We start from the raw sequence: 16,080 nt of genomic DNA, 5'->3' as shown, positions 1-16,080 counted from the left end.
TAGCTCAGCTGGCTAGAGCAGCTGATTTGTAATCAGCAGGTCGTGGGTTCGAGTCCCTCTATCGGCTCAATAAAAAACCGCTTAAGTAATTAAGCGGTTTTTGTGTTTTTTGGTCTTTAGCCCAGCGGTCTCCAATATAGAGAGGACGACTTCAGATGAATTATAGCGGATAGGACCTTGCTGTTTCTTCAGGGATATTTTAACTCCAGTTCATTAACTTCTTTATCTACTTAATCCATCCGGTATTATTTTCAGATTCAAAATCCACCTGTTCTGCTATAATAAGTAAAGAAGCCAACCTGTATGCTTTTACATATCTCTTGGCATAACCGAAAGCTCCTATGTCTCTCATCTGGAATTCTATAGTACTGTTTGTAGAGTTTTTATTCTGATAGGCAATAAACTGAGTTTTCCACCTTCCTTTACGAATAAGGATAAACATTGGGTCTTTAGTATAGATAAACAAAGCCACAAGCGCAGGAATCGTCAGTGCTATACCTTTTTTTAAGCCCTTTCGAAATAAAATAGCGTTTGATGCTATCATTAAAGGAGTTCCTGCCAGTAATCCCCAATATGCAAAAGATTTTAATGGCTCGCTTTTGATTTCTACACAGGTATACTAGTCCGTAAAAAACAGGAAAAGTACAATAGCATAAAGCGAATTAAATAGTATGGCGGCCGTTTTCTTCTTTGGATTCATAGATATAAACTCAATTTGAGATTTTTAGATTATTTATCAATTTCAAAGTGATTTAAAAAATTCTTTTCTCGAATGAACTTTTTCTCTTGATCTTTCTCGATAAATAAGGCTTTTTGCTCTCTGTCATATAAGATTGTATCAGGAATGAAACCAACATTATCATATGGGACTTTTGAAAATATGATAGTGTCGCCTTTAAATTTGTAGTTGCCCTTAAAGGATTCCTCATACCCAAACATGCCTGCACATTGGGTTTCGCATTTGCCACCTTCTCTCAGGATCAAAGTATAGTGATAAAGGTCATCCTTTAGCGTCGCGGAAAGTATTTTGTTGTTTTTGAATAGTTCAGAATCATAAAGGTTAAACACTATGATAAGAACAAATGTAATTAGGTGCATGTTTATTTTTATTCTGCTTTTATAATATCCGCCATCAAATAAATCTGCAACAGCACTGAAAAATGATATAATGTAAATTATTAATAGAGGGACAATAATAAACCAATAACTTAAGGTCCACAATATCATCCCACCAAAGAAATGCGTTGCCATAAAACCAATAATACCCACACAGGCTATAGCTGCTAAGCTATATGATTTTTGTTTTTGCATAGTAAGTTATCTTCTTGATCAAATCTAAAAAAAAACCGCTCAGTTATCTAAGCGGGTAGTACGTTTTATTTCATTATTTGTGGTTTCCCTGTTATGGGATAAAGCACTTTTATATGTTGGTTATATTTATAACCGGCCCAAACATAATGCTGTTTGTTATATGTTTCAGATAGTTTTTTATCCAGGTAGAGTACGTTTTCGCATTTGTAAACCATATAAGGGCTGTAAGTACCTATGTCACCTTTGGTTTTTCTATCAGTATTGAAAATTTCGTAATCATTACGGCAAATAAGTTCAGCCTTACCATCGTTGTCTAAATCTGCAAATTGTATCGGGTTTTGAATGTTGTCATTTGCCAGCTGTATTAATTTACTACCTGTCACGGCAATAACATCAAGCTCATCTCTTCCTGAACCATAGGTAAAGCCAAAAAGCACTATATACGATGTGTCATTTTCTTTATATACAAATATCCGTTTAGACTTCACTGCATTTGCATTGTTCTTTAAAAAGGTTGTGTCAATATCGTCCCACGCATCTTTAGCGGTAAATGTATTTCTTCCGGCAGTACCAAGAGAAATATTTATTTTCCTGAATTGCCCCGGATCTCCTTCAACAGGAGGCATGGAGATAGCAATAGTGTCTGGTATACTGTCGTTATTAAGGTCGGTAATGATGGTTTCAAAAGGAGCATACATGGCGTTTTGCCCATCTTTTTCCTGTGCATTTGCAACTGCAAATACAAAAAGGGAAAGGATGATCAATAGGGTACTTTTCATACTGTAACCTTTAAGGCTCAAAACCGATTATTTAACTTCGGCAGTCTCTGCTTTTTTCCTGTCGGCGATGTATTTTGAAAGCATTTTACCGTAAAGCGATTTAGCCACTTTAGGCGACATGCTTTTTTGAATCGTGTCAAGGTATCTCAGATTGATATCAGGAATTTCCGATAACGCAAGATAAGGAGCCACCTCGCTTTTAGCATTGTTAAGCGCAAAGTTTGCAGTGTACAGGTACCGTCTTTTTATAAGGTGTTCTGATGCTTTAGCGATGCTGTCAAGCTGCTGAACATTACTGTTTTTTGTAGCCTCCATGTTCTTTGCAACAAGGTCAAGGTTCTGGTTACTGAATTTAGATTTTATCTTCAGGAAATCTTCATATAGCTTTTGGTTCTTAGAACCGGTAACTTTAGCTTTATAGAAGAACTCATCGTTAGATGTTTCAATTTTCATTTCTCCCGGTTCTGCAAAGAAAGGGAGGTTATTGTCTACAGAGTTGGTCTGCCCCCTGTCAAGGAAAAGGTACAGCATCTCAGGAGAATCTATTTTCACCCAGCTTTCAAACTCCGATTTTCCGTTTATTACGATAGTATCTACGGCAACAAGCGCAGTGTCTACAACTTTCTGGATATACAGCTTGCCTTGTCTAAGGCCTTTAACGTTCCCGGTAATGTGCAGGTTGGCATCGCCGTGGTCTTCTTTCTGACAGGAAACAAACAGTGTTATCGCAAAAAGGGCAAGAATAATTTTTTTCATATACGTAAGAAAGCGGTTTAAAAAATTTTCCGCAAAGTAATGAAAATAAAATACTTTTTGTTAGGGCAGTTTTAAGAAAATTGCGGATAGGTCTAAAAATATAATAGCTCCCGTAAAGGAGCCATTATAGATTTATTATCGATGCATTCTTTAATCGAGAAGCATATTTACAAGCTTGACGTTACTGCGGTGTACAAAATCGGCAAAGTAGCCGCTAATGCCAAAAGAAGAACGCTCAGGTGTGCTGCATACTTTATTAGTAGCCGTTGGCCTGTGTGCCTTTTCTTTTTTTTCAGTTTCTTTAAATTCTGCGGCAGCTTTTGCAGTTTCCTGTGTTTTTAGTGCCTTGCAGATCGTTTTTTTTGAACCTCCCATTGTCTCGTGATTTTCTGAGGCCGGAGCCGGAGCATCGTCTGTATTGGCAAATGCCACAGATCCAACAACAAGGAGCAGTAAGGTTAATACTTTTTTCATAATGTCAATAATTTTTGTTGCGTAATAGATTGGTTGGTTTTTAGGTTAGCCTTTAAGCCATGCTTCCCTTAGTTTAGCTTTTGCCGATCCTGTAGCGTGATAGCCTTCGCTGTTTTCTACCGGTAGTTTTATTTTGCCCTTTACGGTCTTTTCTGCTCCTTCACGTTTGTAGGTAACAGTAATGTCGTTACCGTCTTTCCATGTTTCGGTAGCACCTATAAGGTCATAAATGTTGTCAAGGTTATACGCAGTTCCGTTAACTGCTGCTATAATATCGCCGCCTTTAAGTCCCAGGGTTGTCATAAATACATTCGGTTCAATGCCCGGTATGATAACGATTTCCTTCGTAGCAGGATTAACAGTGATTAAAGGCTCCTGCATATTTTTAAGCAATGGGTTGCCAGGCGTTTGCAGTGTTGTTTTGGTAACACCCATTTTAGCAAAATAATTTTCGTAAGGAATAGGCGTAGAGCCTGCTACATACGTTTTAAGGAATTCACCTACCGATGGGTAACTTAATCTTGTAATAGTAGCAAACAGGTCTTCGTCATTAAACGGTTTGTTGCTGCCATATTCTTTAGAAAGGTCCTGCATAAGATGAAGGATACCTTTTTGACCGTTGCTTTTCTCCCTTATTTCAATGTCTATGCACATTGCGATAAGTGCTCCTTTTAGATATACATTATAATACGCTTCTTTATAAGGCTGCTGCAATATGTTTTTACTCATATTGGTAAAATCCATAGTGTCATCAAACTGCCTTGACTGCGTAATTTTTTCGGCGATCCTTCTAAAGAAATCATCTTCGTCAATAAGCCCTTGGTTCACCTGAAACAGGTTAGCAAAATATTCGGTAACACCTTCGTACATCCACAGGTGCTCACTCATTTTTGGCGTGTTGTAATTAAAGAAATGAATCTCTTTTGAGTGCACGCTAAGAGGTGTTACAATGTGGAAGAACTCATGAGAAACCACATCTTTAAGTGTAGAGAGCAGCTGCTCAAGCGGATAATCTTCCGGCATTACTACCGTTGTGGATGTAGTGTGCTCTAAAGCACCATAACCGTGTGCATCTGTTTTAGAACCATCTGTAAGGTAAATAAGAACGCTGTATTTTTTTGTGCTGTTTATTGGGCCAAGAAACTTCTTCTGGGCACGCATCATCCTTTCCATTTCGGGTGTAAGGTCTTTAGCGGTTATCTTTCCTTTAGGCGAATACACAGCAATAAGGATTTCCATGCCATCTACGGTAAACGTAGTGTAGTCGGGCTTAGAATACATTATTGGGTGGTCCACAAGGTCTGGGTAGCGCGGCGATTTAAACACATCAATCTCGTTGCCTGCATTAGTATCTACCAGCGATGTTGCTCCCCAAAGTGATGATGGATGCGTAACAGTAACTTCGTAAGGAAGTTCTCCCATATCCTGAAAGTAGCCCACAAAACCATGTATATTCAGTACAAAGTTTTTATCGGCTGCAATGTTAGTACCTGCAGGAGAAAAAATCTCGTGCGTACCTTCTATGTCGTAGGTATCATTAACAAGGTAAGTAACCTTTGCAAGTTTTTTGGCACCTTCAATTTTCCAGGAGTTATCATCTGGTTTGGTAACCTTAAGTTCTTTTCCTTTTTTGTCAAAAGCCTTAAACTCTTCAATATATTTTCCGTAGTTGTCTTCAGAGTAAGTACCCGGAACAATTTTAGGAATAAAGAATGTAGTCGTTTCGGTAGTAAAAACCGGAGTGTTTATAACAACAGAAACCTTGTCGTCTTTTACATTTTTAAGGTCTATAGCAACTTTAATGTCTTTACCGTCCTGGGCAAAAGCAGTGCTGCTAAGGGTTAGCACAAAGGAAAGCGTGCAGATAAATTTTTTCATAGTTTGTATCTTAATACTATGTAAGTCGAGCAGTGCGCGATTTTGTTACAGCATAAAGATAGAAAATATCTTAATATGTTGAAGATTATCTCTTAATCCTATACTTTTTTGAGTTAGATCGTATAATTAAAAGCAAAATGCCAATAAACAGAGTAGGGAAAAAGATATAACCTTCTGCCTCAGGCCAGTTGAATAAGTAGTTAAGCAGGCTGCCAATAAGTATAAGGGCAGCCATGCTGAACATTACAGTACCAAGAAGCGAAGCTATTCCTTTGATGTCATAGTTTGCTTTCTCTTTGGCAGACATGGTGTTGTAGCCTGCAATAAGAAAATACATTTTGGCATATTTTATCCCAAAACCGATGACGATAAAAAAGATAGCTATTAGATACATATCTTTATTGTTTGGTTAACCATTCGGTTATATCTTTCAACACTATCGGCGAAATTGTTTGCTCTATAGTTTCATATTCCTGTATGCTGCCCGTAACTGCCTCCTGAAATAAGTGGTTAAGGTTAGGATAGCTTTTAGTCACCACTTTTTTGTTGCCGCTTTTCTCTGCTGCTCTTTTAATACCATCAAGATTTGCCTTTGCAGCAACCTGTATATCTTTCTCACCGTTAAGAGCTAGCACAGGGCATTTAATTTTTTGGATAACAGGCGCAGGATTGTATCTCAGAAAATAAACAAACCATGGCGAAGTAACCTGTTCAACCTGGCCTAACACCACACGGCCTATATCATCTTTAGGTACACCTTTTGATTCAAAGAAAGGTCCAAATTCTTTTTCAAAGATTTCAGATACCGCTGTTTTTCGTGCAGCCTCATCGTTTTCGGTAAGTATAACATTATATGCCTTGCGCAGGGTATTGCCCATTGTCGTAAGTTCGTTTTCGGGAATACCGTCAGCCTTGCCTACAAGGTAGTTTTGCAATACCATTAGTTCGCTGCCCTGAATCCCCGGACCTGCAAGGGTAACGATATAAGCAATATCAGCATTTTTTTCGGCAAGCATTTGTGCGATCATGCCGCCCTCGCTGTGGCCTATAAGGCCTATTTTCTTTTTATTGGCTTCTTTTCGTGTTTTGATATAGTCAAATGCTGACTGTGTATCTGATGCAAAATCTTCAGATGTGGCATCTGCAGGATTGCCCCCCGATTTACCAACACCCCTGTCGTCATAGCGCAGTACTCCGATACCATTTCGCGTAAGATGATCTGCAATAACAAGGAACGGCTTATGGCTAAATATCTCCTCATTACGGTCTTGTGCTCCGCTGCCTGTAATAAGGATTACAATAGGGTAATTACCTTCTTTTTTAGGAAGCGTAAGCGTACCGCCCAGGGTGATACCGGCTTTAGTGTTTTTAAAGCTTACCTCTTCGGTATAATAAGGGAATGGTGCTTTAGGCTCCTGCGGACGTTTTAATGCCGGCGCCACGTGTGATTCATTTTTGCTAAGTTCCAATGGCAGTACATATTCGCCCTGTGTGAAAGTTCCTTTTATGATACCATTATCATACGTGCCTTTATAGCTTATGCCACCCGATGCAATAGAGAAGGTGAGGGTGTTTGCCGTAAAGTCAACTTTATCTATGGCCACACCTTTAGCACCCTGATCCGGGCTGTCCATGGTTGCAGTATAGCCGTTAAGGCCTTGAGAAATGTTAAGTACCAAACGCAGTTTTCCTCCAGGCACTACAAGGCTTCCATGCCATTTTCCGGCGATATCCTGGGCAAAAGATGCGATGCTGAATAATACTGCAAATAATAAAATGATTTTTTTCATGAGTGTTTATGAGTAAAGAAGGTAGAATGTAATTTTAGATAGTATTTCTGCGGCAATTAATGCAAGTGCAAACGACCATTTATGCTGGGTTGTCTTTAAGTTGGTTGCGGTCTTAAAACCATTATATAGCAATGCGATATACCATATTAAAAGCGGAAGTGTAAGCAATCCAAGCAGTGCAGGCAACCAAAGATCCACAGGGTCAAGATTTTGTAGATTGGGTCCTGCCTCCAGTATTTTTTTTCCAAATTCGTTCATGTACCCGTTAATGTTGGTTAGGGTGTCAAAGTAAAAGGGAAGCCGGGCCAGCATTACAGTTCCAAGTATATCTATGGGCCTTGTTTTTTTGTTGATCATGTATCCTGCAATATAAAGGGCAGCAAACAGGGCTGCTATGTTAAATACATTGTCAGTAAAAGGTTCAACGTAATTTGCACTATCAACAAAATGCATATCTAAAACGCCATCAAAGCGGGCATTAAAAGCATAGCCCAAAGCACTGCCTATGACTGTTGCCAAGAGGCCAAGAACAAGTATCGGGCGTCCGTCATATTTTTCAAACGGGTTGAATAGAAGTTTTTTCATATTGGTTAACTGGTGTTTATTCTGTTGGTGTAAGTTGTTTTATTTTTTCTATAAGGTCATCCACGCGGTTTCTCATGGTGGGGTAGCTGACGCCGGTTTGCGAGGCCATTTCTTTCAGGCTGCCACCCGATAAGAAAAACTGAAGTATAAAAGACTGTTCATCGGCGGGTAGCCTTAGCAACACCGGTAACGGATAATTGCCTGAAACCTGCGTGCTGCACGATGGGCAGGTAAGCTGAGATACGTGCAGTGAGCCGGAACAGCTTGGACAGGCAATGGGGAGTTTATGATGCTGCATGGTAGATTTGTTTAATTTATCACAAATTTATATTAATAAAATTAAACAACAAATAAATAAAGTGAAAATTTATATTATTTTTATTTAAGTTTATGCATAAAAAAAGCTTCCGTTGAGCGGAAGCTACTATTTAAAATTTGTTCTTTATATAATATTTAGAATCCAGTTCATCATCTTCAAAACTGTTCATCGGTTTCGGCTTGGGCTTTCTGGCTGCCACCTTTTTCTTCCACAATTCAAAATCATCCGGAGACAATCTCTTATGCATAATCTCTGTCACTTCCTTTTCAGATAAACCAAATTCTTTTTTGATCTCTTCAAAAGGCTTTTTTTCCTCCTGGGCCAGCGTTACAATCCTGTCTATCGCTTCCCTTTCCAATTCGTTGCGGCTACTTTTTTTCATCAGATGAAAAACTTTAATCAGATAATGTTTTAAATGTTTAAGATTCGTTAATCAATATTACTAAAAAAAACAATTAAATGTAAGACCAGCTTCGTTTTTAGATTTTTTGTAAAAATTTAATGGTTTTGATGAAAAATTTTAATTTGATACGTAAATCATTGAAAATCGTTCAAGGTTATGGTTGATGTTTTAGTATAATTTGCTGTCTATGTGTAACGATAAGCCCAGTAAATAAACAGCAATTGCAGGGGGAGTCGTATGAGCCTTACCCATTTAGGCAGTCCAAGGGCAGCATTTTCATTAGTATACATATATATGTTAGCTGGAAATACAGCGATGAGCAGCGCGATAATTCCCCATGCTCCATAAACAGATGTGGCAGGAATGCAAAGCAGTATACCAAATGCAATTTCGGCAAGTCCGCTTAATGTGTTCAGAGTTTTTGGGGATGGCAGCGAAGGCGGAATCATTTTTATATACAGCCTTGGCATCCTGAAATGATTGACGCCTGCAAAAATGTAAATTGCAGCCATTAGATATAAATGCCAGGGTAATGCCATAAGATAGTGTTTTACCCAAAGTTAATTCTTTTATATCTTTGTTTCATGATAAAAAATACCCTTTACCATATAATTACAGCATTCTGTTTACTGACGGTGCTTTCATGTGCCAAAGAAAAAGAAACCAAAGAGCAGGAGGCAGCGGAGACCACAGAGCAAAAAAAGGCACAAGAAACAAAAGAAGAAAAGGCATACGACTTCTCTAAATTTGCAATAGGTAAAGCTAAACTTGGACCTGTAAAAATAGGGATGACGATTGCCAAAGCAGAAACTTACCTTACCGACTTTACACAGCAGGACGCTGAAGCACTTGATTTTGGTTTTGACGGCGGCGGCAAGGCTTTTATCTATAATTATAAAGGTAAACCGGTGTTGGCACTTGTGCCTGCACTTAATTCCGATGTTATCATCGGTATCGCTGCTATCGACAAAAATTTGCAGACATTTCTTTACACCCATCCTAAAATGGCGATAAAAGATATGCTGCCTGTGTATCCTAACGTAAAAGTTCAGCTAAACCAAATGATGGAGTGGGAAGAGATTTTTGATGATGTGAACGGCTGGAATTATGTTTTTATGACCAACGATAAAAACAGGGTAGGCGCATATAAAAATGAGAGTGAAGCTACATTGCCTGCAAGGCTTACTGCACAATCTGACTGGATAACCATAAGAAAGCCTGCATCTAAAAATGATTGCACACTATTACACAGCGGCACATTTACTTATAAAGACAGCGAAGGAGACGATGTGCTTGTAAAAATAAATGATAAAGTATGGACTGAAGAGCACAAAGGCGGTAAGTACGTAACTCTAGCCCAAATGAAATGGGTTAGCAAGTGCGAATATGAAAATACACTTATCATGTCGTCCATTCCGGGATTTAAGCTGGAGCCGGGTACGGTCATGAATGTGACTATAGACAAAATTAAAGGGTTCGATATCTATTTTACCGCTACTGCAGAGGGTAATAGCTATCACGGGATACTTACTAAAATATAGATTTTGGTAATTCTGTACTCATTTGAAGCGACACAGCACGAATAAACAAATTACCAAACAAATATAATATTCAACTACTTTTATAGTTATAGGTTTAACCCTACGCCTATACTATATGATTCGTCCACTCATTTTATTGCTTTTTGGCCTGATCAACTGTAATGATACAGCTGATTCTGATCCGCTTACTGCCCCTAAAGTCTATACCTCAAAACATGCCGAAGCACTTGCCTTTTGTAAAAAGAACGGCTATAGCCAGGATTATTATTTTCTGGTAGACCTTAGTATTCATTCGGGTAAGAAGCGTTTTTTTGTGTACGACTTCAACCAGAAGAAAGTCAGCGACAGCAACCTTGTTACACACGGCGCCTGCGATGCCTTTGATAATAACGATACCAAATATGAAAAGGTAAAATTCAGCAACAAAAATGATAGTCACTGCTCGTCTGTCGGTAAGTACAAGGTAGGTAAGCGTGATTACAGCTCGTGGGGCATAAAGGTAAAATACTGGCTGGACGGACTTGAACCTACGAATGCCAATGCCCGAAACAGGGTAGTGGTACTCCATTCCTGGGAAGCCGTTGCTAATACAGAGATTTATCCTAAATACACGCCCTTAAGCTGGGGGTGTCCTGCAGTATCTGATGCCTTCATGGAAAAACTGGACGCAAAACTACAAAAAACCGAAAAGCCTGTATTACTTTGGATTATTGAATGATGTGCATTTGTTTCATTTGTGCTTGCGGCTTCATATAACCAAATCCCAAACTATCTATGTGTCTTCGCTTCTTCAATAAGGTCGTTAAGGTGTATGCGCAGCGCTTTTACAGAAATGCTTATCTCCCAGAATGAAACTGCAAGCGAGCCAAGAAGTAGTAAAAGGCTCAGGCCAAAAATATAAGCGCCCCAGTCCTTTATGCCCCCAAAAAGCAATGCCATGGCAAACACCGAAAAGAACAGGCTTAACACCCCATACATTTGCATGTGGCGGATAAGTGTCAGCCTTTTGTTGAGGTTGGCAATTTCAAGCAATATGCTTTTGGTTTGGTTGGCTTCGTAGTTGGCTTTAAGTCCGCGTACTATGGTGGCAATGGTAAGGAAACGGTTGGTGTAGGCTAACAATATAAGGGATGTAGCCGAAAAGAGCAGGGCAGGGGTTTCTATCGGGAGGTTCATTTAATGATGGTTTTTGGATAGGTAAAGTTATGAAACTTTTGAAACGCCGAACATAATCTTGAATATTGTGATACTTTAAGGTTAATTAGGATTGTACTAACAACTGTCTAACGCTAATTGGTTTACTTTTAGGATACAAACAAATAAACAATTAACTATGGACTCTATCAATCAACAACAGAAAGAAGATAATTTTAAAAATCTCATCGGTCAGGAAGCCCTTGATAAAATTAAAGATTTGGCTAAAAAAGCAGGGGGATGCTTTTTCTGCACCAAAATTGAAACCGGACAGCCGTTCCAGACCAGGCCAATGGCACCTGAAAAAATTGACAATGAAGGTAACTTTTGGTTTCTGAGTGCAAACGACTCACACAAAAATAAGGAGCTTGAAGCCGATCCATCAGTACAGCTTTTATTTCAGGGGTCGTCATACAGCGACTTTCTAACCATTTACGGAAAAGCAACCATAAGCACCGATAAGCAAAAGATTGACGAGCTATGGGATGCCCAGATGAAAACCTGGTTTACCGAAGGTAAAGACGATCCAAGGATAACAGTGCTTAAAGTAACGCCAACCCAAGGGTATTACTGGGATGTAAAAACCAATATGGCGGTTGCGATGGTAAAACGACTTTATGGAGCAGCGGTAGGCGAAACCTATGACGACTCGATAGAAGGAAATATAATACCTTAAAGATTAGTGGTATGTTAGTGAAAAAGCCATCCTGAGAGGGGTGGCTTTTTATTTTACTGACGATTGCAGCATTAACAAAAAAGGTAATGCCTTAGTATATTCGAGATCATCATATTCTAAGCCTAATCGTCGTATGTTGTTGTAATAGGTTTGATGATTGTCATAATAATTACTTTCAGATTCTATGAACCAGGCTTTATAGCCTAATTTTTCTGCTAAAAACCATTTTTCCAGCAGGCGTGCTGTTCTGCCATTGCCATCGTTAAGCGGGTGTATCTTTACAAATACCAAATGCAGTAGTGATGCAAAAAAGAAAACTTCTTTAAAATCCAGTTCAGCATCTAACAAACTATTCAGGTCTGTATAAAATTTTTCCATTTCTGCACTTACCTTATCCGGTTCTGTTGCTACATATTCAATTCTTCCGTCATTGGTCATAACAAACATATTCCCGGTGCGGAATTTACCCTGTTGTGACGGTTGCAAGATATTTTTGGTAAGAAGAGTGTGCGCCTGCATAAGTCTATCTGCCGAAATTGCATTCACTTTTGCAAATTCATACGCGTTGTAGAGATCATCAATTTTTTGGGTGTAGTCAGGTTGGTACTGTACCCCCAGCGTTTTATGCTTTAGGTAAGAATCAAGCTCAATATCTTCGCCTTCGATCTTTGAAGAAAATACAGCCGAAACCGATGTGTAAAAACTAAAATCACCTACACTCAAACTGCTTTCATGCAATTTTTCAAAACTGTTTTCGACGGAATCGTCAACAGCTGCTTTGAATTCTTCAAGTAATTGCGTCGGAATTATTTTTAAGGATAGGCTCATAATCTTCAATCTTGACCAAAGGTATAAATATAAACAAAAAAACCTGTAGCGGGAGCTGCAGGTTTTAAGTCTATTATCTAACGTCTAAAATCTAAACGTCTTATTTTATCAATTCAAAACTACGCTTTACAAACGCTGTAAGCTCTTCGCCTTTCAGCAGGTTTTGCGATAGTTTTGCCAGGTCAAGTGCCTGTTTTACCAGTGCTTCCTGATGTGTTTTATCGGTGCTGTTCAGTATCGCTGAAGATAATTCGTGGTTACTGTTCACTACAAGATTATACATATCCGGGAAATTGCCAAACATACCTTGTGCACCGCTTGCGCTCATTTCTTTCATACGGCGCATAAACTCAGGCTGTGTAATCATGAATGGCGATGCGTTGCTGTCCATAGCTTCAACCTGTACAGAATAACCAGAAGAAGGAAGGAATTCCTGAATAGTAGTTTTAAGCGTTGTTTGCTCAGTGTCGCTCAGCATAGAGATCTGCTGCTCGTCTTTTTTGATGATCTTATCAATATGGTCTGCATCTACACGAGCAAATGTAAAGTTCTCGTTATCGGCCTCCAGTTTCTGGATTAGGTGCGATACAATAGGTGAGTCAAGAAGCAGTACTTCATACCCTTTATCCTGTGCAGCGGCAATATAGCTATGCTGCGCATCTTTGTTAGACGTATACAACACTACCAGCTTACCGTCTTTATCAGTTTGCGTAGCAGCAAGTTTTTCTTTAAGCTCTTCAATTGTAAAGAATTTGCCATCTACTGTTGGGTACAATACAAACGATCCTGCTTTTTCGTAAAACTTGGGTTCGCTAAGCATACCGTATTCAAGTACGATTTTAATATCATTCCATTTTTGCTCAAAATCCTCACGGTTTTCGGTAAACAATGATTTCAGTTTATCGGCAACCTTACGGGTAATGTAGTTAGATATCTTCTTAACTGCGCCGTCTGCCTGAAGGTACGAACGCGATACGTTAAGCGGGATATCCGGAGAATCAATCACACCACGAAGCATGGTAAGGAATTCTGGTACGATGCCCTCTACGTTATCGGTAACAAATACCTGGTTCTGGTATAGCTGTATCTTGTCTTTCTGCACCTGAAGGTCTCCTGCAAGTTTAGGGAAGTATAAAATACCTGTAAGGTTAAAAGGATAATCTACATTAAGGTGTATGTTGAATAACGGCTCCTCAAACTGCATAGGATACAGTTCGTGATAAAATGTTTTGTAATCTTCTTCAGAAAGATCAGACGGTTGTTTTGTCCACGCTGGGTTAGGGTTGTTGATGATGTTATCAACCTCTACAGTTTCGGCAACAAAATCTTCAGGGGCATCTTCCGGTTTAGGAAGCGTTTCTGTACGTGTACCAAATTTGATAGGCACAGGCATGAATTTATTGTATTTACTAAGAAGTCCGCCTATTTTGTTGTCTTCAAGAAACTCAAGAGAATCTTCTGCAATGTGCAGGATTATTTCAGAACCTCTGTCGGTTTTGTCAGACGGCTCAAGTGTAAACTCAGGGCTGCCATCGCAGGTCCAGTGTACTGCCGGCTCATCTTTGTATGATTTAGTGATGATCTCAACTTTTTCTGCCACCATAAATGCAGAATAGAAACCAAGGCCAAAGTGGCCAATGATGCCCGAATCTTTAGCAGAGTCCTTATATTTTTCAAGGAATTCTTCAGCACCCGAAAATGCTACCTGGTTGATGTATTTTTCAACCTCTTCGCCAGTCATACCGATACCCTGATCTATAATGTGCAATTTTTTGCCTTCTTTATCAATTTTAACCTCGATAACCGGGCTGCCATATTCTACTTTAGCTTCGCCAATACCTGTAAGGTGTTTCAGCTTCAGTGTAGCATCGGTGGCATTGGAAACCAATTCACGTAAAAAGATCTCATGATCGCTGTATAAGAATTTCTTGATTAAGGGAAATATGTTCTCTACCGAAACATTAATTTTTCCTGTTGTCATAGTTATAAGTGTTTTAAGAAGATTAGTTCGGTTCAAACGCAGTCAAATAAGATACCAATTCTGTTTCGGTGACAAATTGGCATTTGTTTTTTCATGTTCGGATTGTCGTAAATGTGAGTTCTTATGTTAAAGAAAATCTGCTTTAAGAAAAGATTAATAGCACTCCTTCGAAAAATTTGATTGTTGATGATGTTACTTTGTTTACGGGTATTTGCGTAGTATTCAGTTTAATACGGCTTACAATTTATTAAATTAATTCTTATTAAAAAAATGGTACGGATGTTGTAAAGTAGCCTGCATATTTACTACTTTTATAGTACAAAATTACAACAGATAAAACCCTTTAAAACCTCATTAACACTATGAAAAAATTTCTTTTTTTAAGCATGTTTGTCATGATACTGGCATCTTGCGGATCACTAGACCAAAAATCCCAGGTGGGTATTAAAGGAAACTGGACTATAAGCGAAGTTACTTACCCGGGTTCTGATTATATTAAAGTAACATCGTTTGATGTTGCCGACTCAAAATGTTTTGTAGGCAGCAGCTGGAACTTTGTTTCTAACAACAATAAAGGTACAATGAATGTAGGCGGAAGCGGAAGCTGCCCTTCTTTTAGCAGCCCAATCGTATGGACTGTTACCAAGGCAGGCGATTTTACATTAAAAATAACTGAAGGCGAAAAAGCTAAAAGAGTTTCACAGGGCTACTTCCTAAAACTTAGGAATCAGACTGAAACATCTTTTGAACTTACAGACAATGTAAGCGTAGGCGGTAAAACTGTAGAAGTTGTTTACCATTTTTCTAAAGTATAATCAATAAACACAAATAATAATTAATCATGAAAAAGGCAAAAATTTATATGCTTACACTTGCAATGATTGCAAGTTTAGGTTTCACATCTTGTGAGGCAGTAAAAAATACCAACAATACACAAAGAGGTGTTGCTATTGGTGCTGCATCGGGAGCTGTACTGGGCGGTGTTCTTGGTAACAACGTAGGTAAAGGTGGTAATACTGCACTTGGCGCTATCATTGGTGGTGTTGTAGGTGGTGCTGCCGGTGGTGTTATCGGTAACAGGATGGACAAACAGGCACAAAAAATTGACGAAGCACTTCCTGGTGCTGAAGTTGTAAGGGAAGGTGAAGGTATCAAACTAGTATTGGGTGAAAACTCAGTAAACTTTGACCTGGGTAAAGCGACACTTACTGCAAAAGCAAAAACTAACCTTGACAGGCTTGTTCCTGTGTTCAATGAATATCCTGATACAGATATCCTTATCGTAGGACATACTGACAGTTCAGGTGGAGCTGATCTAAACCAGAAACTTTCTGAGCAAAGGGCTGCATCTGTAAAAACTTATCTTGCAAGCAAAGGACTTAAAGGCGGACGTTTTGTAACTAAAGGTATGGGCCCTGCTGAACCTTTAGCTGATAACGCTACTAAAGATGGTATGGCAAAAAACAGACGTGTAGAGTTTGCCATTACTGCTAATGAGAAAATGGTTCAGGACGCAGAAAAAGAAGCTGCTAAGAAATAATCATTTACTGATATAATTTAAAAAA

General features: G+C 38.9%; 20 protein-coding genes. 5 read left to right on the top strand and 15 right to left on the bottom strand.

Annotation, left to right across the window (positions count from 1 at the left end; translation table 11 throughout):
- Positions 1–226 precede the first annotated feature (226 nt).
- The 12 genes from R1T16_RS15950 to R1T16_RS15895 form a co-directional block, all read right to left on the bottom strand.
- Complete coding sequence (locus tag R1T16_RS15950) at positions 227–544, bottom strand: hypothetical protein (protein WP_317502122.1); 318 nt, start codon at positions 542–544, stop codon at positions 227–229.
- Positions 545–729: 185 nt separating this feature from the next.
- A complete protein-coding gene (locus R1T16_RS15945; protein WP_317502121.1) occupies positions 730–1,311 on the bottom strand; it encodes a hypothetical protein in 582 nt (193 codons plus the stop codon).
- Between the two features lie 65 nt (positions 1,312–1,376).
- A complete protein-coding gene (locus tag R1T16_RS15940) occupies positions 1,377–2,090 on the bottom strand; it encodes a hypothetical protein (protein ID WP_317502120.1) in 714 nt (237 codons plus the stop codon).
- A gap of 27 nt (positions 2,091–2,117) precedes the next feature.
- Complete coding sequence (locus R1T16_RS15935) at positions 2,118–2,846, bottom strand: DUF4369 domain-containing protein (RefSeq protein WP_317502119.1); 729 nt, start codon at positions 2,844–2,846, stop codon at positions 2,118–2,120.
- A gap of 150 nt (positions 2,847–2,996) precedes the next feature.
- Positions 2,997–3,320: a hypothetical protein gene (locus R1T16_RS15930; RefSeq protein WP_317502118.1), complete on the bottom strand. Its 324-nt coding sequence runs from the start codon at positions 3,318–3,320 to the stop codon at positions 2,997–2,999.
- Between the two features lie 45 nt (positions 3,321–3,365).
- A complete protein-coding gene (locus R1T16_RS15925; RefSeq protein ID WP_317502117.1) occupies positions 3,366–5,198 on the bottom strand; it encodes a peptidase M61 in 1,833 nt (610 codons plus the stop codon).
- A gap of 85 nt (positions 5,199–5,283) precedes the next feature.
- Positions 5,284–5,592 carry a DUF3784 domain-containing protein gene (locus tag R1T16_RS15920; protein WP_317502116.1) on the bottom strand — a complete coding sequence of 103 codons (309 nt, stop codon included), beginning with the start codon at positions 5,590–5,592 and terminating at the stop codon, positions 5,284–5,286.
- A 4-nt stretch (positions 5,593–5,596) separates the two neighbouring features.
- Positions 5,597–6,988 (bottom strand): alpha/beta hydrolase family protein, encoded by a 1,392-nt coding sequence (locus R1T16_RS15915; protein WP_317502115.1) that lies wholly within the window; start codon positions 6,986–6,988, stop codon positions 5,597–5,599.
- Positions 6,989–6,994: 6 nt separating this feature from the next.
- The gene (locus R1T16_RS15910; protein ID WP_317502114.1) at positions 6,995–7,573 is read right to left on the bottom strand and encodes a YIP1 family protein; all 579 of its coding nucleotides are present in this window, start codon (positions 7,571–7,573) and stop codon (positions 6,995–6,997) included.
- Between the two features lie 16 nt (positions 7,574–7,589).
- Positions 7,590–7,871: a DUF2089 family protein gene (locus R1T16_RS15905; protein ID WP_317502113.1), complete on the bottom strand. Its 282-nt coding sequence runs from the start codon at positions 7,869–7,871 to the stop codon at positions 7,590–7,592.
- 130 nt (positions 7,872–8,001) lie between these two features.
- Positions 8,002–8,274: a TIGR03643 family protein gene (locus tag R1T16_RS15900; protein ID WP_317502112.1), complete on the bottom strand. Its 273-nt coding sequence runs from the start codon at positions 8,272–8,274 to the stop codon at positions 8,002–8,004.
- 206 nt (positions 8,275–8,480) lie between these two features.
- On the bottom strand, positions 8,481–8,834 hold the full coding sequence (locus R1T16_RS15895; RefSeq protein WP_317502111.1) for a DoxX family protein: 354 nt from the start codon (positions 8,832–8,834) through the stop codon (positions 8,481–8,483).
- Positions 8,835–8,879: 45 nt separating this feature from the next.
- Between R1T16_RS15895 and R1T16_RS15890 the strand changes: the two genes are divergently transcribed.
- Together R1T16_RS15890 and R1T16_RS15885 are read left to right on the top strand one after the other, a co-directional pair.
- Positions 8,880–9,836: a hypothetical protein gene (locus R1T16_RS15890; RefSeq protein WP_317502110.1), complete on the top strand. Its 957-nt coding sequence runs from the start codon at positions 8,880–8,882 to the stop codon at positions 9,834–9,836.
- 115 nt (positions 9,837–9,951) lie between these two features.
- A complete protein-coding gene (locus R1T16_RS15885; protein WP_317502109.1) occupies positions 9,952–10,554 on the top strand; it encodes a murein L,D-transpeptidase catalytic domain-containing protein in 603 nt (200 codons plus the stop codon).
- Between the two features lie 50 nt (positions 10,555–10,604).
- Here the strand turns inward: R1T16_RS15885 and R1T16_RS15880 are convergent, their stop codons facing one another.
- A complete protein-coding gene (locus tag R1T16_RS15880; RefSeq protein ID WP_317502108.1) occupies positions 10,605–11,012 on the bottom strand; it encodes a DUF2721 domain-containing protein in 408 nt (135 codons plus the stop codon).
- Between the two features lie 157 nt (positions 11,013–11,169).
- Here R1T16_RS15880 and R1T16_RS15875 point away from each other — a divergent pair, with 157 nt between their 5' ends.
- On the top strand, positions 11,170–11,706 hold the full coding sequence (locus tag R1T16_RS15875) for a pyridoxamine 5'-phosphate oxidase family protein (RefSeq protein WP_317502107.1): 537 nt from the start codon (positions 11,170–11,172) through the stop codon (positions 11,704–11,706).
- Between the two features lie 48 nt (positions 11,707–11,754).
- Here R1T16_RS15875 and R1T16_RS15870 read toward each other — a convergent pair whose 3' ends face one another.
- Positions 11,755–12,534, bottom strand: coding sequence for a Fic family protein (locus R1T16_RS15870; RefSeq protein WP_317502106.1), 780 nt, complete (start codon positions 12,532–12,534; stop codon positions 11,755–11,757).
- Between the two features lie 100 nt (positions 12,535–12,634).
- A complete protein-coding gene (htpG, locus tag R1T16_RS15865) occupies positions 12,635–14,515 on the bottom strand; it encodes a molecular chaperone HtpG (RefSeq protein WP_317502105.1) in 1,881 nt (626 codons plus the stop codon).
- A 362-nt stretch (positions 14,516–14,877) separates the two neighbouring features.
- Between htpG and R1T16_RS15860 the strand changes: the two genes are divergently transcribed.
- Together R1T16_RS15860 and R1T16_RS15855 are read left to right on the top strand one after the other, a co-directional pair.
- A complete protein-coding gene (locus R1T16_RS15860) occupies positions 14,878–15,330 on the top strand; it encodes a lipocalin family protein (RefSeq protein WP_317502104.1) in 453 nt (150 codons plus the stop codon).
- 26 nt (positions 15,331–15,356) lie between these two features.
- Positions 15,357–16,055, top strand: coding sequence for an OmpA family protein (locus R1T16_RS15855; protein ID WP_317502103.1), 699 nt, complete (start codon positions 15,357–15,359; stop codon positions 16,053–16,055).
- Positions 16,056–16,080 lie beyond the last annotated feature (25 nt).

This window comes from Flavobacterium sp. DG1-102-2, from assembly GCF_033042555.1.
In the GTDB taxonomy this organism is placed as follows: Bacteria; Bacteroidota; Bacteroidia; order Flavobacteriales; family Flavobacteriaceae; genus Flavobacterium.
Note: the sequence above shows the minus strand (reverse complement) of the source record. Positions and strands in the feature narration are given on the sequence as shown.